This window comes from Paraburkholderia sp. SEWSISQ10-3 4 (assembly GCF_030464785.1).
GTDB lineage: Bacteria > Pseudomonadota > Gammaproteobacteria > Burkholderiales > Burkholderiaceae > Paraburkholderia > Paraburkholderia aspalathi.
Genome location: NZ_JALPRI010000006.1, coordinates 61259 through 84726, shown reverse-complemented (window position 1 = coordinate 84726; position 23468 = coordinate 61259). Strand labels below are relative to the sequence as shown.

Sequence of the window (23468 nt, the reverse complement as noted above, 5' to 3'; positions counted from 1 at the left end):
GAGAATACGGATGAATCTCAAGCACATCGAGGCGTTTCGCGCGGTGATGGTGTCGGGGTCGATGACCGCCGCGGCCAAGGCGCTCTTCACGTCGCAGCCGAATGTGAGTCGGCTGATCGCCCAACTGGAGCGCGATACGGGCTTGCAGCTCTTTCAGCGCAGCGGCGTGCGGCTGATTCCGACCAGCGAGGGCGAGGCGTTCTTTCGTGAAGTCGAACGCGCATTCGTCGGCTTGCAGGGTTTGGCCAATGCCGCGGCGCAGATTCGCAATCTCGGCAGCGGCCGTTTGCGCATTGCCGCCATGCCATCGGCGGGCATGACGCTGGTGCCGCACGCGATCAAGCGGTTTGTCGCGCTATTTCCGGAAGTCACCGTATCGCTGCATGTGAATACGTCTGGCACGGTAAATCATTGGACTGCTTCGCAGTTCTGCGATCTGGGTGTGGCGGTGTACGTCAGCGAGGCGTCGGATTGTGAGGTCGAGCAGTTGTCGAAGGTGGCTGCCGTTTGCGTGATGCCGGCGGAACATCGGCTGGCGGGAAAGCGCAGCATCAAGCCGGAGGATCTGGAGGGTGAGTCGTTCATCTCGCTGTGTCACGGCGATGGCACGCGCGTGCTGATGGACGAAGTGTTCCAGCGCGCCGGCGTGCAGCGCGTCCTGGCGATCGAGGCGCAATACACCGCGATGTGCTGCGAGATGGTTCGGCATGGGATGGGCGTGACGCTTGCGCATCCCATCGTCGCACGCGACTTCGCCGGACCTGATATTGCAATTCGCCCATTTCTACCGGCCACACTCTTTCCGACTTATCTGCTTTTTCCTCCGCACCGGCCACGAGAGCGGCTCGCGTCAGCTTTTGTAGAAGTGTTGCGGGGGCTGCACGAGGAATTGCTTGCAGAGGTAGTTGCGCCGGTTCGGAGTATGGCGGGCCGCGCGCGAGCGCGCTCTCGGGCCGGGGCGTGACGGGAAACGTTTCGAATTGGCGGTGGCGTATTCTGGTCTTGTGGTGGGGCCGTCGGGCGGGGTTCGGCCACTTTCGGACGGTCGACGTCGTGGCCTGAATTGTTGAGACCTTCAAGGCCAAGTTGACTGGATGCGCCGTCCGCTACCTTTTCAATAGGGCCACGTAGTAGTCGGCGATGCTGTCCTCCGCCCCCTTTGTGATCCGATTGAATACTCGTCCCCATGGCCAGAAGCTGGAACCTGAGGTGGTTTGCAGACCCGGGAATCGGCTTCCGCCAAGGGTGACCATACCCCATTCGCCACCATGATTGCGGCGATACACCTCTCCGACGTAACTTCCGTAGGCTTTCGCAAACGACATAACTTGTTCGTCCGTAGGCTTGGGACTCGTGCCGACGTAGGATGAACTCATTTGCGCCAAGGCCTTTTCGACATTTGCAATACTCGCGTCCGACCAGTCGAGTTTTATTCCAAACTGTTTTGCGGAGAAGTCGACGGCGTCTAGCGAGTAGGCTTCCGCAATTTTCTGGATTTTTGGATCAGGAGAAAAGGACTGATCAGATGGGGTTTCTGCCAGAGCAACTCCACCGCGAACGCAAGCCATCAGGACGATCAGCGCTAACAGGAAGCGCTTTACGATTGTTTTCAAGAGGATTCCCACTCCAAGACAACTCTGAGTCGCTGCAGCGAGTCGGAGTGTTGAATTTTCGCCTAGACCGATCTTATACGTCGGAGCCGCCTATAAGCTATGTGAACGGCAGCTTTCGGCAAATCTGAAGGTCCCCTGTGGGTCGGCCTGAGCCGATCGTCATCCGTCACAGTGCGGCCAGGAACGGTCATTTAGCCGCGTCGGTCTGATTGGCGACAGATACGGTTGTCGGGGCAAAGCGTTTTTGCAGAAAATAGCGTGTATGCCCAATCGGAAAATCGGGCAACTCGCCGAAAACTGTAAATCCTGCGCTCTCGTAAAGACGTTTCGCAGCAGGGTTGAACGTGTCGATCCATGCAGCACGGCATCCTCGGCGTATAGCTACCTTTTCTGCCTCAACCATCGCTGCTGCAGCAAGCCCTTGCCCACGAGCGCTGTCAACTATCCAAAGCCACTTAACGAACAGCCAGTCCCATGCGGTATAGCCGACCAAGCCTCCAAGGCATCCATCGTCAGAACTGATTGAAACTGCGAGGTCTCGCCAATCAGAGGTACCTACCGCTACGGTATTAAATGCGGACAAGCCATCGCCGACAAGCGTGGCTAAATCGTCAGGAATTGAATCGAAGACGTTAAAGGTCGCGCTCATTGAAGGAGTTTCCGTTGTCGATAGAAATTCGTCGCGATCATACTACGTCCCGCAAATAGCTATCGATAGCGCAGCGCTAGCCGGAGGCATGCACCTCCAGTGAAGGGCCGCTTCGGAGAATTGAGACCGGCTGCTTCGGGTCGGTTTATGCCTTTCGCATACATGCTGTTATCAGTGATCGATCGAGGTCTGCGTCGGACCGGGTTCGGCCATGAACGGACCTTCGTCGTCCTCGCCTAGATTGTCGACAGCTTGACTTAAGTGGATGGGCTAACCACTTGACCGTCAACACTTGCGCGGCGTTGTTGATATCCAGTACGGTAAACGTTCTTTGGTCATCCCCTTATATCGCATGGTCACTGTCCGCCTACTAGATCCACATGACGCAGATCAATTCAAAGCTTTGCGTCTTCTCGCCGTCGACAACGCCCCCACCGCCATATGGCCTACCCGTCAGGAGGAAATGGCACGCTCGACTGAGGAGATCGCCAACCGCGTTCGTTCAACGCCAACACAAGCCGTCTTCGGTGCGTTCGAGGGTGAGGTGCTGGTCGGCATCACGGGCGTTCGTCGTGAACCGCTGTGTCAGGTGAATCACAAGGCCACGATTTGGGGCGTGTTTGTAAACCCTTCGTACCGTGGACGAGGAATCGCACAAACGCTTTTGTCGGCAGCGACAGTTCACGCGACTGAGGAGTGGGACACCATCCAGTTGATGCTTTGCGTCAATGCGGAAAACCTGCCAGCAAAGAGGCTTTACGCGTCGCACGGCTTTCAGACGTTCGGCCTGGAGCCACGGGCTATGAAGGTTGGAGATCGTTTTTATGACGAGGAGCATATGTGCAAACAAATGATCTAGAGCGCCGCATTGCGTTAGACCGGATTCGGCCAGGAGCCGCCGCTGACCAATCTGCTCCCAACGACCCATTGAAGGCGGCAAGCGGTCGTTCGGAACGTCGTCGCAGCCAACTCGATCTGTCGCGCACTGCTCTCGCAGCAGTTCATCGAGCGAAATCCGGTAGTACGTTGCGATTCGCTCTCGACAATGGTCCAAGCCCATTGACTTGATGGATCGTGCCTGCCTATCGCACCTGAATCTCGAAATCGACAAGATATCCCGATACTTCTGTACCGTGCGCGTGAATCAGTGCGATAAGCTCTTCCGGCGTAATTTCGACACGCCATTCCCGTTGGCTGCCAGGCTTGCGAATATCTAGTGCGACCAGGAGCACGCTGCGACCATCCGGTGAAGCTTCGAGGCGCATCGTACGGTTAATCGTCTCCGTCTGCGGATCAATTTCCGTCAGTAACGACAACGTGCCATGAGCGCCAGAAAAGTGTGGGGAGTTCATGAATGAAAGTTTCCTGATTTCTTCGAACTGCTACGTTCGTCGGCCTTTACGGGGGAGGCATCCGTTCTATTTCCGGTTGCTTTCGGCCACTGTCGACGTTTCAACTTCTGGTGGTGGCGTACGCAGACAGTCTCCCTGAGAAATGGAGAACGAACCCGAGCAACGCCAACGCGCCACCAAATACGCATGCTGCATGCCATCCACCGAGTCGCCAACTGATACTTGCTCCCCAGGAACCCGCGGCGCCGCCTACGAACATTCCGCTCATGAATAGCGTGTTGAGCCGGCTTCTTGCCTCCGGTCGAAGAGCGTAAACCACATGTTGGTTGGAGATGAGAGCCGACTGCTCACCGAAGTCCAGCAGGATGATGCCGACGACCAGACCAGCGAGGCTGCCCCAAAGGCCCAGAACCGCGTATGACAGCAGCATGATCAGGCAACCAAGTCCGATAACGACATGGGGCCCACGACGATCGGCGACACGGCCGGCAAGTGGGGCAATCAGAATACCCGCCGCGCCAACGATCCCCATAAGGCCTGCCACATCAGCCCCCAGGCCGAAGGCCTCATGCAGACGCAATGCCAGAATCGTCCATAGCCCAATAAAGGAACCGAACATCGCGGCTTGAATACATGTCGCACGGCGCAGTGACGGTTCTTCTCGCCACAACTCGATGAGTGACTTCATGAGACGAAAGTAGCTGTGGCTTGTCTTGGGTTCACTGTGTGGGAGTTTGACTAGCAACATGACCCAGATAATGGCGGTCATCGCGGCCCCTAGCCAGAACGTGGCACGCCAGCCCCAATGATCGGCAGTAAATCCGCCGACGGCCCTTCCCAGCAGAATGCCGCAAAGCAGCCCGCTCATCACAGTACCGACGACCTGGCCACGGCGATTGGATCCGGCTAGTTCTGCCGCGAACGGTACGACTTGTTGGGCAACAGATCCTGAAATACCTACTACTGCTGAAGCGATGACCAGCAACCAGGCATTCGGGGCTGCAGCAAGGCATACCAACGCCACGACTAACACTGCCGTTTGCCCGAGAATCAATTTTCTCCGATCAATCCGGTCTCCCAGAGGTACCAGAAAAAACAGACCGCAGGCGAAACCCAGTTGTGTCGCCGTCGGAACCAGATTGACGAGGCCAGGCGATCGTGGGAAAGCCTGCTGCAACAGTTCCAGGATCGGCTGGTTGTAGTAAATATTAGCGACGAAGACACCGCAGGCAACCGCCATCACCATCAGTAATGAATTGTCTAGGTGATGTGTTAACCCGGGCTCTTCAGGGGCGGCGGACTGCGCCGGAGATTCGCTACCAACTGTATTGGGTGACATGTCCAGACTCACGACGTAGTACAGGGACCCTCATCGTGATGCAGCGCACACGAGAAGTCTTTGGCCTACAATTTCAGACATCTGAAATTCCAGTTGATCCCCGAAATCTCGCCGTGTGACATTAAGAAATGCCTACAGGTACAAAGACTCGCCATGAAAGGCCGTCGAAGGGCCCTGACGCCCGCGACGACGATATGGTTGCTTTCGGCCGCTACCAGTTGTTCCCAGGTTTGCGGCTGCTGTTGAGAGATGGTGTACGACTGGACGTAGGTGAGCGTGCGCTGGACGTGCTAGTCCAGCTTGTCAGTACGGCAGGCCAGGTCGTATCCAAAGATTCGCTTCTTTCCCGGATATGGTCGAAGGAGGTCATCGAGGAAAACAGCTTGCAGGCGCAGATTTCGTCGTTGCGAAAAATACTGGGGGATGATCGGGACCTTATCGCGACGGAATTCGGTCGAGGCTATCGTTTTACAGGTTCAGTGCGGGCGCATCGGGCTGTCACGTCATCCATAGGCGCACCTCAAGCACGAGTTGGCCTGCCGAGCCCACGGTCTCCTTTGATCGGCCGCGTTGAGGAGCTATTGGAATTAAACCGGCTGCTGGCTACCCAAACGTTATGCACGCTCACAGGCCCTGCCGGTATAGGTAAGACTCGCCTCGCGATAGAGGCCGCGTCAGAATCCAGTCCCTGTTTTCCCGACGGGGTTTACTTCGCCGACTTGTCGCAACTAAGCGCAGCCTCAGTATCGCCAGCTATTTCGAGCGCGTTGGCGGGGCTTGCTCGGACAAGCACACAACAGTTGGCGTCTCACCCGGGAAGGGCACTGCTGGTCGTTGATAACTGCGAACACGTTACGTCGGCGTGTGCAGCGGCCCTTGAGCGGGTTCTGGAATCTGATCCGCAACTGAGCGTGCTGCTCACCAGCCAGACCCCATTGGGGCTGGACGGTGAGCAGGTCTACCGGCTCAGTCCTCTCACGTTACCTCCGCGCACCATCAACGCAGCAAACGCGAGAAGCTATAGTGCGGTTGAACTGTTTGTCCGTCGTGTAACTTCCGCGGACTATCACTTCGAGCTTACGGAAACGAACGTAGAGCAGGTTACGGCGTTATGCAGGGCGCTCGATGGTGTCCCACTGGCATTGGAAATCGCTGCAGCTCGCGTGCCATCGCTGGGTCTCGCAGCGGTCACCGAAGATTTAGCCCTTTCGTCCGGATTGCTTGCCGCTCAGAAACGCCAGACCCCAGGTCGCCATCGGACGCTTGGTGACGCGCTGCAGTGGAGTTACCAATTACTCGACTCCGTGGAACAAGCGGTGTTCCAGGAGTTGGCCATTTTCCCTGCCGATTTCACCGTCGCTGCCGCAGAACGTATCGTATCCACCACGCTGGAAAGGCCCACCCGACTGGTTGATGTGCTTTGCAGCCTCGTTGACAAGTCGCTGATCACGTTGCAGGCCGGAACCCAGCCGATTCGCTATCGCTATCTAACCATGCTGCGGGCATACGCCCTGGAGCAGCTTGCGAACCGCACGGCGGCCGTGACTGAAAAGCATGCTCGCTTCGTTGAGCAATTGACTTCTCAAGCCCAACGGGATTGGACGTCGCTACCCACGACGCAATGGAAGCGACAATACGAACACCTCATTGACGATATCAGGGCCGCTCTTGACTGGTCATTGTCAGATAGTAAGCGCCGTGCCTCGGGTCTGCTCATTCTCGCGAACTCCGCCCCATTCTGGATACAACTATCACTCTACGACGAGTGTCGCCAGCGGATTACGAACGTACTGGAAGAAACGAAAATTCCTCCCGTTGAAGAGCGCCAGGAGATGATGATCCAGACCGCACTGGCCACTTCGCTGACCTGGTCGCGCGGACCCGTTCCGGCTAATGGGCGGGCCTGGAGCAGGGCCAGCGATCTCGCGCTCCGGCTGGACGACGCGGAAACGCAACTGCAGGCTGAATACGGTCTATGGCTTTATCATCTCCGCAGCGGCTACTACGCACAGGCCCTACAGCACGGGAAAAACATGGCAGATCTAGCCGTGAGACATCGCGATCAAGCGGCACTTCTGACGGCACGTCGTTTGATTGGGACATCTCATCATTTTCTGGGGAATCACACTAAAGCTTTGTCTGAAATTGAGTGCATGCTCGACAGTTATACGCGCGGCGAACGTCATGGTTCCCATTTCAGGTTCGGAATGGACCAGCGCGTGGCAGGTTGGGCCTTTCTTTCGCGCATTCTGTGGTTAATGGGGAACACGGCAAAAGCGCGACGGGCTGCCCAGATAGCGATTGACGAGGCGATTGCGCTGGATCACGCCTGCACCCTATGCTGCGCCCTTGCGGAGGGAGGTTGCAACGTGGGAGCACTTTCAGGAGACGTAGAAGGCGTCAAGCGTGCGTCCCAGCAGCTTATCCAGGTGGCAGGAACTCACGGTCTGGACTTTTGGGGACTCTATGGTTCGGCTTTTTCACTTTGGGCGAAAGTATTCCAGGATCCGAACGCTGTCTCTTTCGTCGAGCTTCGATCGACACTGGAGACGCTGCAAGCCCGCGGATTTGATCCGGCTTATTCCGTATTCTTATCCGACTTTGCGAGCGCAATGCTGGAACAGGGCCGTATGCGAGAAGCAGTCAGCCTCATTAATGCCCGGCTGGCTGGCGACGCTACTGGACAGTTTTGGAACGCCCCTGAACTGATGAGAGTCAAGGCTCGGACGCTATCGGAGAAGACGTCATCCCGGCGAACGCCACGGGCGTTGATTTTGCAGGAAGCGTTGACGCTGGCGCGCGCTCAGGGCGCCAAGGCCTGGGAGCTCAGACTCACAAACGAACATGTCGCATAGGCGCGTGGCGTAATGCGGTATCACCCGTTTGCAGGCCCGAGCGCTTCGCCGAAGCGGGGCATGCCGGCGAGCGGGCCTGTTTCCGTCGATTCGACCAGGTAGTCGAGGAAGGCCCGCACAGAGGGCGACGTGCGTCGTGCGCGTTCGAAGAGCACATTCACAGGCGCAGGCATTGTCTCGTAATCCTGCAGGATACGCCGCAGCCGGCCGCACTCGATGTCGGCCGCTACTTGCCACGATGGTGCGCGCACGATGCCCGCACCGTCGATCGCCGCGGCCGCGAGCACGTCGAGCGCGTTGGCCCAGAGACGGCCTGTAATGCGGGCGGAATGACGGGTGCCTGCGGACTTGAAGCGCCAATCGACGGGGCCAGGCTGGTCGGAGAAAACGAGGCAGTCGTGCCGGCGCAGCTCGTCAGGCGAGCAAGGCGCGCCGCGGCGCTCGATATAAGACGGTGCGGCGCAAACGATCATGCGCACGTCACCGAGCTTGCGTGCTACGAGCGCCGAATCGGGCAGGCGGCCCACGCGAATCGCGAGGTGGATGTCCTCCTCGACGAGATTCACGGCGCGGTCGATCAACAGCAGTTCGACCGAAACCGCGCTGTGGCGCGCAAGGAAGCAGGGCAAGAGCGGCGCGATGACGGTTCGGCCGAGCAGCGTGGGCACAGCGATGCGCAAACGGCCCGCCGGCTCGCTGCGGCCCGCGCTGAGTAACGTGCCCACTTCGTCCAGCTCCGCGAGGATCGACTTCGCGCGCTCAAAAAATAGACGCCCCTCGTTCGTCAGTGCAATGTGCCGTGTCGTGCGCCGCAGCAGTTGCATGCCGAATTGCTTCTCGAGCGCCGACAAGTGGCGGCTCACCGAAGTCAGCGACATCGGAATCGCACGCGCGGCGGCAGACAGACTGCCGGTTTCCACCACCCGGACAAACACGTTCATCGCGTCGAATCGGTCCATCGGTCACCCTTCCTCAAATCGCAAGAGTCATTGCCGCTGGCTGACGCTACTCCCGATTTTAGAAATAGTCTAGATTCCCCTTTGAGCAAACCGTTAAAGCCCGCGCGCCACGCCTAGAGCGCGTGAGCTCTTCGAACATTTCCGGCAAAGGATGGGCGCAGATGAAGCAGTCGATCTACTGGGTCATGGCACTCGCAGCCGGGCTCGTCGTCGCCAACAACTATTACAACCAGCCGCTGCTCGTCGATTTCGCGCATACGTTCAGCGCTACCGAAGGTCAGGCCGGCGCGGTTTCCATCGCTGCGCAGGCTGGTTATGCGCTGGGCTTGCTCCTGTTCATTCCGCTGGGGGACAAGGTCGAGCTGCGCAAGCTCTTCGCGCTCACGTTGGCGGCGGCGGTCGTCGCGCTCGTCGCGATGGCGGCGGCACCCACGCTGCCTTGGGCCGTAGCGGCAAGCTTTGCCGCGGGCATGGCGAGTGTCGCGCCGCAACTGCTCACGCCTTATGCGGCGAAGATTGCGGGCCCCCAAAACCGCGGCAAGGCCGTCGGAATCGTGATGTTCGGTCTGCTTTGCGGCATCCTCGTCTCGCGCACGGTATCGGGCACGATCGCTGCGAATTTCGGATGGCGCTCTGTCTACGCGTTCGCGGCAGTCGCGATGGTGGGCGTTGCCGTCATGCTTGCGCGCGTGCTGCCGCGTATCGAGCCGACCTTCTCGGGCAGCTATGGTGCGTTGATGCGTTCGCTGTTTGCGTTGCTGCGCGAGGAACCCGTCGTACGGCAGACCGCTTTGATCGCGGCGTTGCAATTCGCTGTATTCAGCGCCTTCTGGACGACGCTCGCGTTTCATCTGCACGCCCTCGACCACCGTTACGGCAGCGAGACGGCGGGGTTGTTCGGGCTTGTCGGCGTCGCCGGCGCGAGCGCGTCCTATGCTGCGGGAAAGCTGACCGATACGCGCGATCCGCGTCGTATCATCTTCGCCGCCAGCATTGTCCTCATTGCCTCGTACGTGGTGCTTGCGTGGAAAGGCTCGAGCATCGGCGGGCTAATCGTCGGGGTGATCCTGCTCGACCTCGGCATGCAAAGCTCCCATGTCTCGAACATGGCGCGCAGCCTGGCGGTTAAGAGCACTGCGATGAGCCGTGCCAACACGCTTTACATGACATGCCGCTTCGCAGGCGGGGCGATCGGCGCGGCGCTTGGCAACTATGCGTGGAGCATGTGGCATTGGCCTGGCGTGTGCGGCGTTGGGCTCGTCTTTGCCAGCGCTTCGATGCTGCCGCAGATCATTCCAGCGTCCGGTCGGCGACCGCCTGCGGCGCAACGCGAGGCAAGCGCCGACTACAAGGGGCGTGAAGCCCGATAGACGATCGAGTGGTCGCATCAAACGGATCGCACTTCCTTAGGCAAATGGACGAATCGACCGCTTTTGATCGCTGTTGGGACATCCAAAGAAACGAACTGAAGGACCGCTCCGGGTCGAACCCAGTCGCTCGCCATCCGGCTGAGTTCGGCCTTGGATTCAACCGGTCGCCGGCTCGCGAATTTCAGGCTGCGAACGCCACTTGCGTGAGGCAGACAGCGGCCATCAGCGGACCTTCGACAACCACACCAGAATCGTCGACAATTTGCGTGCTCAACGTCAGAGGCAACCGGGAAGAGAATCATGGACTGCAAGTCTGCCGTATTCGCTGTGGGGCTGCTTTTTGCCGGTGTTGGTCCGATTCAAGCCCAAAACGAGGTCACGTCGTCAGATCCAACGGCGGTCAGGCCAATTCACACAGCCCCTATGGTTCCACCCGCGATGAGTCAAGAGGGTAGGGATGCCTTATGTACCATCTTCAATCGCATAAGTGTCGCGACGAAATCTTTGGAACCTGGGAGCGACTCTCCACCAGTAATCGGCTATAGCGTCCATGTTGACAGTAGTGGGCAGGTTACGAAAGTGATGAAGAACGCGCGTGCTGAAGATTCCGATTTTGATAACGCTGTCAGGCACGCTCTCGTAGGTTACAACGTGTCTCAACGCCCCGATGGCTTTCCATATGTTGTGACTATCGGGTTCGACGGAGAAGGGCACCTCGATGACAGCTACCATCTGGGAGACTGCCTTATCGCGCACTGACAAGCTTGGCAAACAGCGAGTGTGCAGGTCCAAAGGAGTCTCGCTAAAGCGCATCGGGCCGCGATCTGCCAGGAACGGCCTTTCATTGGTGCCCAATGATTATCGCAGGAATGGCGGTTTTCGATCCGTGAGCCGACGCCCTTGATTAATCGGTTTTTCGAGCGCTACCCGTGCGACGACAAATATCTGATTGACACAAGATAGACCGATTAGTATCTTTGCGTACGCAATCAGGCCATCACATGACCTTTATGTGACGCTATTTCGTCATGTCGTCGTGAAGCGCTTCATCACCCGCTAATGGCGCCGGCATGGCTTCCCATTTTCAAAACGGAAATACCACGCCGATGATATTCTTGTCCATCCGCCGTCTTGCGTTCGGTGTCGCCGTCATGCTGTCCTTGACCGCACTGGGCGGCTGCGCGGTGCCCTCATCCAAGACGCAGTCCGAGCGTGAAGCCGAGGTGGCTGCACACGAAAAAGCCGCCGCGGAATCTGGCAATGTGATGGCCGAGTATCTTTACGCCTCGCACCTCGTAGGTCAGAACGACCTCGCCGGGGCCTTCGTCTATTTCCTGAAAGCCGCGCAGGCCGGCGATGCTTTGGCACAAGCAAAAGTCGCCGGGTACTACTACTACGGAAGTGGTGGCGTAACCAAAGACTATGCCGCCGCCGCGTCATGGATGCGGAAATCCGCCGAACAAGGCAACGACCGCGCGCAATTTTCGCTGTCTACCATGTATGCGGAGGGGGTAGGCGTGCCGAAGGACAAGGCCAAGCAGATTGAATGGTTGGAGAAGGCGGCCTGGCAGTACAACCGCGATGCGCTTAACGCCCTTACTCGCGTGGGCGATCCTCACGGAGTCGTGCAAAAGGTAGAAGCGAACAGAGACGCGTTCCTCCGGGCATCGAACGCGAACGTTCAGGCCGAACGACTCCAGCAGGCGGTACAGCAGCAGAATTCACAACCGGCGCCGCAGCGGCTGTGCCCGGTGACTATGGGTAGTGTTACCGGCCTGGCACCGTGCTGAGAGATCAGGCCGCCGGCAAAGCTGAGAATATGGCGTCCACCGAGGACACGCAAATGGCCGTTGGACTCCGGAAGCGGACTTTCAAGTAAAGCTGGCTCCAATGGCGGTAGAGGGTCGACAAGACTCAGTTGAGTTTCTTGAAAACGACCGTTCGTAGACGAAGATGTGTGTCCCTTCGATTAACGGCTATCGCTGAGTGCCAGCCGTCCAGCGGCGACAAAGAAAACGGGCCGAAAGTGGATCGCGCATCCAGCGTTAAAAAACACGGGATGCGCGATCGATGCTCAATGATCGTCGTCAGCCGCGCACATACGGTTATGGTCTTGGCCGCGACCGTGACCGTTGCCGCGCGTGTCGTCATCCACTCCGGGCAGGCGCTGCGCGACATAGGCCGGCAAGTCGCTCGGATCCCACGCGAACACGAAGAACTGATTCGGGTTCGCGATACCGGCCGGATGATTGGAATCGGTTATCGTCCCGATAAAATCGTTATCGTTCGCAATGAACAGCGTGTGCTTTTTCACGCCGCCGACCATGACATCGGGACCGAACGCGAGGCCTTCGAGCTTCGCCGGTATATCGTTGGCGCTGAGACCGTGTGCATTTAGCGTGGTGACGACATCGAGGAACAGGGCCTTCTGGACCGCGTAGGGTGCGAGCCCCGCCTGACTGCTTGCGTTGCTCACATCCTGGGCGCCCGTCAGGTCAATGTGAAACACCTTCTTGAACACTGCCGTCGAATTGTCGCCAAGACCCTTGCCGTCGCGTTCGTCCATCAGCAGTTCGTGATCGTTGACGGCGACCACGTCGCTGATGGTCGGGTACTTCGGCTTGGCTGCCGTGCCGATGTTCGTTAGCGGATACGCAAATTGCGTCATCTTGCCGCTGCGTATATCGATTTTCACGATGCGCGTATAAGCGCCGTCCGTGCCGCCATCCTGGATCAGCGGGCTTTGCATCGCGCCGAACAACGTCTTTCCGTCGGGCGAGATCGCCAGGCCTTCCATGCCCTTGTTCGCCACGCGGCCGGAGGTGTTGAGCGTGATTTCATCGCTACCGAGAGGGCTGAGCGTCGAGACCGCGAACGTATCCGGCAGCTTGTAAGTGTCGATGCGGCGTCCACTGCGGCGATCGAACCGGTAAACGTACGGACCGTATTCATCGGAGATGAATACGGTCTCGCCGTCATTGCTCACGCGCACACTTTCCGGGTCGAAGCGCGCGTTGCGATCATTCGTCGACAAGCGTGAAGGGTCAAAGTTGTCCGAGCGGCCCGAGAAGTAATGCGTGTGATTGCGGCGGTTAAGCGTTGGGGCGCCATCGGGGACGCCGGCAGCCGCGCCCGTTCCGTAGACCAGTGGTTCGGAGGCGTGGAGCAGGGTGGTATCGAGGAGTTTAGGTGTCAGCGTGTACGGCAGTGCTGCGCTCGCCGACGCCGGTTTCAGGCGCAGGCTCAAGGTCTGGAAGCGGTTGATGTACGACGCGGTATCGTCGATCGCGGCGTTGTACGACACGGCATTCGGGCCGCGGTCCGGAACAGCCACGAACGTTTGGCACCCCGCGTAAGCGATGCCCGAACCCAGGCCGCCGAGCAGATTGCCCGCTACACCGTTTTCCAGCGGCGCAGCCGTTTCCTTCGATAAATCGCCGGTCAGACCGCTCAGTTGGCCCATCGCAATGAGATCCACGCCCGCATACGCCGTAGTTGTAAATATGAGCGACGACGCAATCGCCGTCAGAGCAAACAGTCTTGAACGTGACACGATGTCTTTCCTTGAGTGGGCATGGTTCTTGTCGAGCGCGTATGGCGCTGAGTCTTGTCCTCGCTTGTCTTGCTCGCCCGGATGTTTGCATCGGACAAGGACGGACTCGCGCGCAGATCGTCGGCCATTTGAAGGCTGGCGGTAATACTGCGTGAGGGTTGTGACCGATTGATGACGCTAATTAGTTGGATCGGCCGGACGCTCAGATTGGCCAGTCTTGTGCCGCTTGCGCTAGAAACCGGGCCCTATTGCTCGCTGTACCTTGCTGGCTCAGGAGAAACGTCGGAGCCAATTCCCGGAGCGCGCCGGCTGCCTTTCTGTGTTACCTGAAGGGTTTGAGTGCTCACTGGCCGACAATCGCGAAGAGCGGTCTACTGTCGCGGGAATGAGAATATTGGGTGCCTCGTACAGACAGATCCACTCGGATCTACCGCGTTCTAGCGGATCTGTTTCGTGTATCCAGTTGAAGCCACAGTGCTTGCAGCGATAGCGATGTAGAACAACCGGCGGTCGGCCGAAGGGGCGAAGAATTGCTGGGTTGCGATATGTCAGCAGCCCATCGTGGGAACCGTCTGAATCGCCAACCAACAATTTCTGGCACGCTTCGCAGGGCATGGTTTCCTGAAGCCGACCGGGGTGAGCATCGAAGGTAGCACGTTCGCGAAGAAAGGAAAGAACGTTTGGGCGAAAAAATACCCGCTTTGTGGCGGGCTCAATTCATATCAATGGAGACATGGAGGAGACGTAACGAGTACAAACCCTTGGGGCTCGATTGCAATCGCACAACTATGCGCTCTATCTGGCAACCAGTGTCGATGGCATAGCTGCCTGCAATCTGTTCAGCCGTCCGGCGGTGCTGGCGAAGTCGTTCCCCGCTGGCGATTGTAGGTCGAAACTATGACGAGCCTGACGGGACCTTCGAGTGCTTAGGCGGTGCCTAAGCGCGATTCGGCAATCCGCTTCAGATCATCGGGAGTTGAAGCAGATTCAGCCAACCGCCCGAGCAGCTCCGTGGCCCTGTTTTCGTCTTTAGGCCCACCATCGCCAAGCGTCAAACTCACCGCCAGGTTAAGTATTGACCTAGGGAGCCCTCGCGAGGCCAGAGCCTCAAGGAGGTGACGAGCCACTTCGGGTTCTCGCTTTCGGTTGCCGCTTAGCAACTCATCAGCAATCGATTCTACAAACCTCAGCGAGCTTTCGTTTTCCGTTCTGTGTATGCCAGTCATGAGCGCTTGTTCGAAGTGGCCAACGGGACGGTCCGCGGCGTGAGCCAATGTGCTCAGCGCCTCCTGAAAACTCAGATCTTCCTTTGAGCCGGCAAACGGCGCTTCTGTCGGGTTCGGGCCCTCTTCGTGCGCATGTGCGGACGATGGTTGCCACCATCGAACAAATTCGTCGGCGGATTCACCGTGAAGATCAACTGACGATGCGAGCAATTGCGACGCCTGATATACGCGTCTCTCGGTTAGTGTCACGCTGTCACACGCCTCGTCGAGCGCGGAAGCCGCTTTGCTGCCCAGGTCGCGGTGGAGGTCGGTCCAGTCTCTATAGCCGAAGACTTCGGAGGTTACCTGTCGCGCCTGGGATTCCTTTAGCGAAAGGCGGAATTTAAGCCGATTGGCGGCCCGCGTCGGGATAGACGCGTTCTGGAAGTAGATACGCATGGCTTCGGTCCGAGTATCCGTGCCGATGAGCCTCCCAGCCGGCACGGAATCGAAAAGAACTGTGAGGCGGCGCAGGGGGCGTGACGCCCCATCAGAAAAAATACCGTTGGTTTCTCAAGTAGTCAATCCCATGCAAAGAGGTCGGTATTCTGCGCGATAACACAACCTTTCACTTCCAAGCAGACCCGCTCCGCGACAAATTGATTGACTCTCTGGACAAGCAAGATAGTGGGGTCTGGATTCGCGGTCTGAACAAGCAACTGGAAGCCTTCCTGATACGGGCACTACCGATCAAAGAGACCATGGATAAACTGGCGAGGAACGGGCCGCCGAAGGTTCCTCTCAGCATGAAGCTGGGCACTCTGCTTCAGTGGGGCAAAAAATAGGCATCACACAGTGTCAGTGCGCCGCACCGTAGCACGTGAATGTCCGCTCGGGACAAATCCCACAGACCGCTCAGGGTCGACTTCAGTCCTCTGCGTTCTCCGAGAGCAGTCATTCAACCGGTTGCGATCAGACGGAGGTCCACCGTCCCTTAGGCCGATGAACCTCCATCAACCGCCAAGTTCGGACACTGACGAACCCCAGATACGCCTACGCGCTCACTATCACCGCAGAGCCAACCAACCGCCCGCGTCCTCTACGGCCTCCGAGTTCACGCCAACCCGCCAACCGCCGCCGCCGACGATGCCTTATCCAATCGGCCAAACGCAAACACTTAGCCTGCCTGGTTGATCGCTACGCGGCTGCCTTGATTTATAATCATCAAGCCGTTGGGAAACACCCGGCGGTCAGGTGTGGAAGCCTGAAGTCAGAAACCGCACACCCGCTCGCGCGGGTCGTGCGTCTACCCCTGCACGTCTGTTGTTTTCAATGGGCGGGCTGTGGTGGGGGAGCCGCGAGGCTCGCCGGCATGTTTCTGACCCGGTCTTCCAAACCCGCCACGTGCCCGCTCACCCACTTCCCCAAGCAAGCGAGTGTCGGGCGATCAAAGAAGTACCAGGGAGGTCGCACCATGAGCAACAAACCTACAAAACAATCTCAACCCGTGTCACGCCCGCCAGTCGACGCGCTCCAGTACGAAAAGCTCGCGCTTTCCACCTTCGCCCTCTGTAACCGGCAGTTGAGCCAACTCAACACATTGATCACACTTGCGTCCTCGATGTGTAGGAATCCTGCCATCACGAGCGACGAAAGACGACGCCAGCAGACCATGCTTGAATTGCTCGTCGACACAGCAGAGCAATATCATCGCGAGCTCGAATGTGACCGTGAGCTATACCAGGTGATCGCGCTCGATGCGAAGGGCATCCCTCAAAGCCGCATCACCGCGAGCCGTGCAGCGCGCCTTCTCGCAGAGGCGTCACAAATAGCGACGACGGAAACACCGGCAACCACGAAGCCTAGCGCGGCCAAACAAACGTCAGCCAAATCCGCGACAAACGAAGAAGACGACGCGGACGAACAGCCGGCTCCTGTGCACCACTAACCACCGAGAAAGGCGGACGGCTTCAGTTGGCCGACTGCCGTCCAATGCTCAGCCGCCCGAAAGCGGGCGGCTCTTCCAACCTTGCGTTCAACCGTTCTCACCGCCGAATTTCGCCGCATACACCTGACTCGCCCAATCCACGAAAGCGCGGACCCTCGGAGCGAGCTGCCGGTGCTGGGGATAGAGAATATTGATAGGTAAGCCCGGACTCTCCCAGTCCTGCAGGACCTCGACAAGACGACCATCGGCAAGCTCGTCCTCCACGTGGAAGCGGGGCAGCTGAATCAGACCCGCCCCGCGCAACGCGCAGATGACATAATTCTCAGCGTCGCCCACCGAGATCCATCTACGCAGCTTGAATTCAGTGATCTTCCGCTCGATGCGCAGTTCGATCGCATAGGAGGACTCGCTCGTCTGGGAAAAGAAGCCGACGGCTTCATGCGAGGCCAGATCAGCCGGTGTCGCGGGCATACCCCATCGCGCCAGATAGGCGGGGCTCGCGCAAATGATCTGCGGCACGACGGCCATAGGCCGCGCAATCAGCGATGAGTCGCGCGGACGCCCCCCACGGATCACGCAATCGACACCTTCGCGCACGAGATCCACGAGGCGATCGCCGCTACTCACCACCAGCTCGATACCCGGATAGCGTGCCCGAAACTCGTCGATGCGCGGCAACACGATGCGTGTGGCGTGCGTGCCATGCAGGTCCAGCCTCAATACGCCACGCGGGTTGCTAGTCTGATGCGAGAACGACGACTCCGCATCGTCGATCTCGCCCAGGATGCGCACGCAGCGCTCGTAAAAAGCCTGGCCGTCGAGTGTCGGCCGCACGTGCCGCGTCGTTCGTTCCAGCAGCCGTGTGCCGAGCCGCGCCTCAAGTGCCTTGATGGCATAGGTCGCCGTCGCGCGCGGGATGTCCACCATGCTCGCGCCTTTGGTGAAACTGCCCTGCTCGACGATCCGGACGAACAACTGCAGCGTGTCAAAACGATCCATATCCGCCGATCTCGATTAGTTATTCCCATTGAATAGTCATGGCAATTTACCACCATTTATCCAGGTGATCGGGGCGGCAATAATCGCTCTCAAGGCAGTCGGCCACCTGAGCGTCACTCTGCAAAGGAGCAGAAATGGAAACTGGTTCTTCACGCGTGACTGTCCAGGTGCCGAAAACCGACACCCCGTTTTCAAACCCCAATCAAGGAGTTTTTCATGCCATTTGCCAATTACAAGTTTCCGCAAGGCACGCTCGATGCCGCGAAAAAAGAAGAAATCATCCATCGCACCACGGCCATGTTCGTCGAGTATTTCGGCGAGGGCGTACGTCCTTACTCGATGGTTCTCGTGGATGAGGTCGCCGACGGTGGCTGGGGGCGCGCCGACGAGACCCTGACGATGGAGAAGATGGGTATCCCGCGGAACTGATGTCCATACGGGTGCGAGGATGACCGCCTCGCACCCGTTCAATCGCAAGTCAAACGGTCAAGTGTTGAAGCCTGCAATGCAGAACCGCCCGAAAGCGGGCGGTTCTGCCATCAGCGGATAGTGCAAAGAAACGAGTTAAGACCGAAGCAGTAATAGCCTTACTGTCCCACCAGCGGCGCAACGTCGCCGACATGCGCGGCGTCTGCGGCGTCGTGATGTGCCCCGGTCACGGTCGAACCCGTTTGCCCCTGCACACGCGCAAGGCTCAACCGGAACTGCTTGCACCCCAACCACAACAGCCCTGCAGCCAGCAGCGTGGCGACAAGATTAACAATCGACATCGAATCACCAACCGCTTTCGGCGACCCGAACACCTTGTCGGTCAACAACGCGACGAGCGTCGTGCCGATCCCAAGTGCGATGAGATTGGAAACCAGCAAAAACACCGCCGAAATCTGCGCACGCATCTGGTTCGGCGCGAGCGTCTGCATCGCGGCGGTCGAAGTGGGCATCGGGAACGAAGCGAAGAACATCGCAACGACCAGCAGCGCAAGCGACACGTTCAGACTATCGACCTGTGTGAAAGCAACGGCCGGCACCAGCATTCCAACCGCGCCGATGAACCCCGCTAGCATCGGGCCGTCCGTGCGGCCTTTCTTCATGAGCCAGTCGTTGAGCCACCCGCCGCAGAACACGCCGATGGTGTTCGCGACCAGCAGGATCGTGCCGAGCGTGTAACCGGCTTCGGCCGGCGTGAGCCCGAAGTGGCGGATATAGAACGCGGGCGTCCAGCTCATCAGGCAGAACAGCGTCATCGCATAGAACGAGAAGCCGAGGTAGTGGCAGGTGAACGTCTTACCATGCGTGCCGATGAAGCGTAGCGAGTCGCCCATCGACACGCGCTTTGCCTGGCCGGCGCCATCCCGCACGAGTCCTCGACGCGCCGGATCGCGCACGGTGAGGATAAACAGCAAAGCAACGAGAAAGCCCGGCAAGCCGACAATAAAGAACGTGAGTTGCCACGAACGCACGTCGCCGAGAAGTGGCACGCTGACCGTCGTCATCTGCTTGAGCAGATGGATCACGTACCCGCCGATCAGGAAGGCCATCCCGCCGCCGATGAATGAGCCCAGCGAATACACGCCCACCGCGCGTCCCAGTTTCTCCTTCGGAAAGTAGTCGCTCAACATCGAATACGTTCCGGGCGACAGCGCGGCTTCGCCCACGCCGACACTCATGCGGGAAAGGAACATGTGGATGAAGTTCTGGCTGACGCCGCAGGCCGCGGTGGCGAGGCTCCATAACGCAATGCCTGTCGCGATGATGCGAGGGCGGGCGAAGCGGTCGGCAAGATAGGCGAGCGGCATGCCCATCACCGCGTAGAAGAGCGAAAACGCGAAGCCTTGCAGCAGGCTGAACTGCGTGTCGGTCAGATGCAGATCCTTTTTGATCGGCTCGATCATCAACGCGAGAACCTGTCGGTCGACGAAGGAAAACACATACGCAAGCATGCAGATCAGGACCACGTACCACTCGTACGTATAGCGCCTGCGTGCAGGGTTATTGCTCGTTGATACGGCCATGCCGGTTCTCCTGTGCCTGATATTCGACGAAGTTGCGATGAGGTTTCAATGAGGTTGCGAAGCAGCGTATGTAAACAAATTTCCGAAACATATACGCAAGGTCTGCGCACACACGGCGAGATTCCCCTGGGTCACTAAAGTTTTCCCCAGGAGGCGGCCGGAAAGGCTTGTCCCATAAGGCTCAAGAGGCCGTGGTACGGTGCGCGGCCCACCTCATTCGCACTGTCTATAAGTGTTATATGTGCGCATTCATCGACGCTCGAAATTGGTGTTCCTAGACTCGCTTCGTTTTCCGCTCCATCAAACGAAAGGCTTTGGAGAAGACGGAAAACACGAGCGTCGCGACGGCAAATCCGCGCGGCAGTTAGAACCAGACTTTCGCCGGGACTAAGGGAATGACCAAACGGATGTGGTGCGTGTCGCTGCTGAGCCTCGCAGCGGCACCCGCGCTTGCGCAATCGAGCGTGACTTTGTACGGACGGATCGACACGTCGATCGAATACGCGAATTTCGGCCCCAACCACGTGGTGCGGATGGGCAGCGGCGATATCTTCGCGACGCAATTCGGCTTGAAGGGCAGTGAAGATCTTGGCGGCGGTTATCGCGCGATCTTCAAGCTCGAAAACGGCTTCAATTCGGCTAACGGTACGCTCGGCAACAACGGCGCGCTGTTCGGACGCGAAGCGTGGGTCGGGCTGTCGGGTCCGTTTGGCGCGATGCAGGCGGGCGTCAATTACACAGTCCTGCATACCTCGTTCGTGACCTACAGCTTGCCGGGCGACGGCGCCGGCCTCGCATGGGGCAATGCGGCGAATAACTTCGTCGGGCCGACCTTTCTGCGCGTGAACAACTCGATACGCTATTCCTCGCCTCGTATAGGCGGCGTGCTGGTGCGGGCTATCGCCGCGCGCGGAGCGAACGGTGCATCGAACGTTCCTTCGACGCTGGGCGATACGTATGGCGCCTCGGTTAACTACGTGAACGGCAGTCTGTCGATCGACGCCGACTACATGCAGCAGACCTTCAGTCCGGCGAGTGCGGCGGCACTGAACGCGAAAAGTCCGACGGCCGCCGGCAATTACGCGCTTGGGGCAATCTCGTACGATTTCGGCTTCATCAAACCGGCTTTCATCTATCTACGGCATCGCGGCGGGCCGGACGTCACGACGAGCGTGAACGCCGCCAGTTCGAATCCGCACAACGATCTGTTCGAACTCGACGCCACCGTGCCGGTGGGCCGTTCGCTGGTGTTGCTGAGCTACGGTCATTACCGGAAAGTGGCCGACAGCGCAGGCAATGCAGATTCGTTTGGCGTGCGCTGCGACTATCCGCTTTCGAAGCGCACCGTGCTCTATACGGGCGCAGCGATGATCCGCAACGGCGCGCACGCGAACTTCACGGTCAATGGCGCGGCGGGTGGCGGGGTATCGGTGGCGAAGGCTGGCGCGACTGCAAGCTCGGTGGTGGCCGGCATCATGACGGCCTTCTAGGCGGCCGATCAAGCTGACCCGCTGGTGAAGCGGCGGGTCGCTCCCGACGCGTTCAGGCGCTACGTACGCCTTCCGGATTGAGATCGAGCGGCGCGCTGAGCCAGCTGTCGAAAGGCTCACGGGCGCCGATCCGGAACAGCTCCATGAGCACACCGCGCAGCCACCGGTGGCCGGGATCGGTATCGAAACGGCGATGCCAGTAGGCGTTCACGGGCCACGTGAGCGCATCTTCGAGTTCGAACACGGCCGATTCACCGAGCGTGGAGAACGCACGCGCAACGGTGCGGGGCAGAATCAGCGCGTAATCGCAGCGGCTCAGGATAGCCGGCACCACCATAAAGTTCGGCACGGCGATCCGCACACGCGAGGTGAGCCCATAGCGCTCGAGCAGTTCGACCGATTGCGGGTGAGAAGTGACCGCGATGAAGTGCAGCCCTGCAGGCACGTTCGCATTCAACGTATAGCCTTCCCGCAGTTCGAACTGCTCCGCCACGCGCCGCGCCATCAGCAGCACATAACGCTCGTGCAGCAGTTCGCTATGGTGAAAGTGGCTCGACGCATGCGGGAAATGCCCGAGCGCGAAGTCAATGCGACCGGATTCGAGCGCCACGTTGAACTGGCTGTCGTCGATCTGATGGGTTTCGATCACCACACCGGGCGCTCGCGTATCGAGTTCGCGCATTAGCGTCGGCAGAAACGCGGCTTCGGCGAAGTCGCTCATATGCAGGCGGAACACGCGGCGAGACGTGGCGGCGCGGAACTGCGCGCCTTCATCGAGCATGTCCTGGAGAATCTCCAGCACGCGATCGATGGAAATCGCAAGGCGCTGCGCACGCGGCGTTGCTTCGACACCGCCGGGCGTACGCACGAACAGCGCGTCGCGAAACACGAGCCGCAGGCGGGCAAGCGCATGGCTCACGGAAGGCTGCGTGATCCCCAACCGCAACGCCGCACGGCCGACGTTTTTCTCGATGTACACCGCGTGAAATGCCTTCAGCAGGTTCAGATCGAGGTCCCGTACGCGCGGGGCCCCGGCGGTCTCTGCGAAGGCCAACGGGTCATGTTCGTGCGAAACGGAATCGGCAGAAGCGGTCGGATCAGCGGAATTGGCGGGATCGGTCTGCATGGGAGTCAGTTGCGCACCATGCGCTTCGCGGTGGCCGATGGCAGGCAGCCGAAGCGCCGCGCGTACGCCTTGGCGAAATGCCCAAAGCTGTGCACGCCGTGCTCGATGAAAATATCGGTCACCGAGCGTTCAGACTGCGTCTGTAGTGCGCGGTGCACGGCTTCGAGCCTCCGTTCGCGGATATAGCCCCCGGGCGACGTATTGAGGAACTGGCTGAAACCGTTCTGTAGCGTGCGCGTCGAAACACCGGCGGCGCGCGCCAGGGCGTCCATCCGCAGCGGCTCGTCGAGGTGGGCGTCGATATAGTCGCGCGCGCGGCGCACATGGACCGGCAGTGGCGACGAGGAGGCACGGGCCAGCGTCGCGCTGTACGAATGCGGCAGCTGGCTGAGCAGAACCGTCATCAGCCACTGCGTCAGATCGCGGCCGAAGATCCGTTCCTGCGCGGGCTCGTCGAACTGATCGCACAGATTGCACAGGTAGCGCAGGGTCGACAAAAAAACCGTGGTGCCCGTGTGTGCATTGTCGAAAGCGAGATCGAACACGAGCGGTTGTTTGACGCTGTCGTTCAACATCTCGGCAAGCTTGACCTCGAGCGCCTGGCGGTCGATCCGCAAGAGCAGGTTGCGGCATTCGCGATCCGTGACGATGCGGCTCATGCGTGCGGGCGATGACACGCTCAGGCTCCCGGCCCGCAGCGAAACGCGTTCGCCGCCCGATTCCAGCGCGCATTGGCCGCTGAGCGTGGTGCGAAACAGGTAGTGATTGCCGATGTCGCCGGCGTCGATGTGGGTTTCGCTGCCGTAGTGCAGTTCGAGGAGCATCGCCTGATGGAGCGCGACGCCGTATAGCTCGGCGTTGAGCGGGCCACGGTGTGCGACTTCCATCCGGTGCGGACAGAGCACCTGTGACACTTCCCGCTCGATATCCTCGCGGGCGTGCGATGCGATCAGACGGTTACGGTTTCTGCGTGAAATCGCGATTTCCATTCATGGGCC

19 protein-coding genes are annotated in these 23468 nt (G+C 59.2%); 8 read left to right on the top strand and 11 right to left on the bottom strand.

The features are described from left to right. The first annotated feature begins 10 nt into the window (after positions 1-10). Positions 11-964, top strand: a complete 954-nt coding sequence (locus M0D68_RS15290) for a LysR substrate-binding domain-containing protein (protein WP_266224723.1) — start codon at positions 11-13, stop codon at positions 962-964. 142 nt (positions 965-1106) lie between these two features. Here the strand turns inward: M0D68_RS15290 and M0D68_RS15285 are convergent, their stop codons facing one another. Then, on the bottom strand, positions 1107-1613 hold the full coding sequence (locus M0D68_RS15285) for a hypothetical protein (RefSeq protein WP_093647372.1): 507 nt from the start codon (positions 1611-1613) through the stop codon (positions 1107-1109). A 187-nt stretch (positions 1614-1800) separates the two neighbouring features. Next, positions 1801-2262 carry an N-acetyltransferase gene (locus M0D68_RS15280; RefSeq protein WP_093647374.1) on the bottom strand — a complete coding sequence of 154 codons (462 nt, stop codon included), beginning with the start codon at positions 2260-2262 and terminating at the stop codon, positions 1801-1803. Positions 2263-2614: 352 nt separating this feature from the next. On the opposite strand from M0D68_RS15280, the gene M0D68_RS15275 reads away from it, so the two are divergent. After that, the gene (locus M0D68_RS15275) at positions 2615-3121 is read left to right on the top strand and encodes a GNAT family N-acetyltransferase (RefSeq protein ID WP_093647376.1); all 507 of its coding nucleotides are present in this window, start codon (positions 2615-2617) and stop codon (positions 3119-3121) included. Between the two features lie 223 nt (positions 3122-3344). Here M0D68_RS15275 and M0D68_RS15270 read toward each other — a convergent pair whose 3' ends face one another. Both M0D68_RS15270 and M0D68_RS15265 read right to left on the bottom strand, forming a co-directional pair. Then, on the bottom strand, positions 3345-3614 hold the full coding sequence (locus M0D68_RS15270) for a hypothetical protein (protein ID WP_211701042.1): 270 nt from the start codon (positions 3612-3614) through the stop codon (positions 3345-3347). A 100-nt stretch (positions 3615-3714) separates the two neighbouring features. Continuing rightward, positions 3715-4953 (bottom strand): MFS transporter, encoded by a 1239-nt coding sequence (locus tag M0D68_RS15265; RefSeq protein ID WP_266224722.1) that lies wholly within the window; start codon positions 4951-4953, stop codon positions 3715-3717. Positions 4954-5147: 194 nt separating this feature from the next. Between M0D68_RS15265 and M0D68_RS15260 the strand changes: the two genes are divergently transcribed. Beyond that, a complete protein-coding gene (locus M0D68_RS15260; RefSeq protein WP_266224720.1) occupies positions 5148-7808 on the top strand; it encodes a winged helix-turn-helix domain-containing protein in 2661 nt (886 codons plus the stop codon). A gap of 20 nt (positions 7809-7828) precedes the next feature. Here M0D68_RS15260 and M0D68_RS15255 read toward each other — a convergent pair whose 3' ends face one another. Next, the gene (locus M0D68_RS15255; RefSeq protein WP_266224719.1) at positions 7829-8767 is read right to left on the bottom strand and encodes a LysR family transcriptional regulator; all 939 of its coding nucleotides are present in this window, start codon (positions 8765-8767) and stop codon (positions 7829-7831) included. 161 nt (positions 8768-8928) lie between these two features. On the opposite strand from M0D68_RS15255, the gene M0D68_RS15250 reads away from it, so the two are divergent. Together M0D68_RS15250 and M0D68_RS15245 are read left to right on the top strand one after the other, a co-directional pair. Continuing rightward, a complete protein-coding gene (locus M0D68_RS15250) occupies positions 8929-10137 on the top strand; it encodes an MFS transporter (protein ID WP_266224718.1) in 1209 nt (402 codons plus the stop codon). A gap of 1070 nt (positions 10138-11207) precedes the next feature. Beyond that, positions 11208-11927, top strand: a complete 720-nt coding sequence (locus tag M0D68_RS15245; RefSeq protein ID WP_093645165.1) for a tetratricopeptide repeat protein — start codon at positions 11208-11210, stop codon at positions 11925-11927. Positions 11928-12211: 284 nt separating this feature from the next. Here M0D68_RS15245 and M0D68_RS15240 read toward each other — a convergent pair whose 3' ends face one another. Both M0D68_RS15240 and M0D68_RS15235 read right to left on the bottom strand, forming a co-directional pair. Continuing rightward, on the bottom strand, positions 12212-13690 hold the full coding sequence (locus M0D68_RS15240) for an esterase-like activity of phytase family protein (protein ID WP_093645162.1): 1479 nt from the start codon (positions 13688-13690) through the stop codon (positions 12212-12214). Positions 13691-14616: 926 nt separating this feature from the next. Beyond that, a complete protein-coding gene (locus M0D68_RS15235; protein ID WP_200620411.1) occupies positions 14617-15354 on the bottom strand; it encodes a hypothetical protein in 738 nt (245 codons plus the stop codon). A 1015-nt stretch (positions 15355-16369) separates the two neighbouring features. Here M0D68_RS15235 and M0D68_RS15230 point away from each other — a divergent pair. Beyond that, complete coding sequence (locus tag M0D68_RS15230; RefSeq protein ID WP_266224715.1) at positions 16370-16843, top strand: hypothetical protein; 474 nt, start codon at positions 16370-16372, stop codon at positions 16841-16843. A gap of 87 nt (positions 16844-16930) precedes the next feature. Here the strand turns inward: M0D68_RS15230 and M0D68_RS15225 are convergent, their stop codons facing one another. After that, positions 16931-17842, bottom strand: a complete 912-nt coding sequence (locus M0D68_RS15225) for a LysR family transcriptional regulator (protein ID WP_266224713.1) — start codon at positions 17840-17842, stop codon at positions 16931-16933. A 216-nt stretch (positions 17843-18058) separates the two neighbouring features. Here M0D68_RS15225 and M0D68_RS15220 point away from each other — a divergent pair, with 216 nt between their 5' ends. Further along, positions 18059-18271, top strand: a complete 213-nt coding sequence (locus M0D68_RS15220; RefSeq protein ID WP_200620408.1) for a 4-oxalocrotonate tautomerase family protein — start codon at positions 18059-18061, stop codon at positions 18269-18271. 158 nt (positions 18272-18429) lie between these two features. Here M0D68_RS15220 and M0D68_RS15215 read toward each other — a convergent pair whose 3' ends face one another. Then, a complete protein-coding gene (locus M0D68_RS15215; RefSeq protein ID WP_200620407.1) occupies positions 18430-19854 on the bottom strand; it encodes an MFS transporter in 1425 nt (474 codons plus the stop codon). A 395-nt stretch (positions 19855-20249) separates the two neighbouring features. Between M0D68_RS15215 and M0D68_RS15210 the strand changes: the two genes are divergently transcribed. Further along, positions 20250-21344 (top strand): porin, encoded by a 1095-nt coding sequence (locus tag M0D68_RS15210; protein ID WP_093645141.1) that lies wholly within the window; start codon positions 20250-20252, stop codon positions 21342-21344. A 52-nt stretch (positions 21345-21396) separates the two neighbouring features. Here M0D68_RS15210 and M0D68_RS15205 read toward each other — a convergent pair whose 3' ends face one another. Then, positions 21397-22470 carry a LysR family transcriptional regulator gene (locus M0D68_RS15205; protein WP_200653971.1) on the bottom strand — a complete coding sequence of 358 codons (1074 nt, stop codon included), beginning with the start codon at positions 22468-22470 and terminating at the stop codon, positions 21397-21399. 5 nt (positions 22471-22475) lie between these two features. Then, positions 22476-23459 carry an AraC family transcriptional regulator gene (locus tag M0D68_RS15200; protein WP_200574830.1) on the bottom strand — a complete coding sequence of 328 codons (984 nt, stop codon included), beginning with the start codon at positions 23457-23459 and terminating at the stop codon, positions 22476-22478. Positions 23460-23468 lie beyond the last annotated feature (9 nt).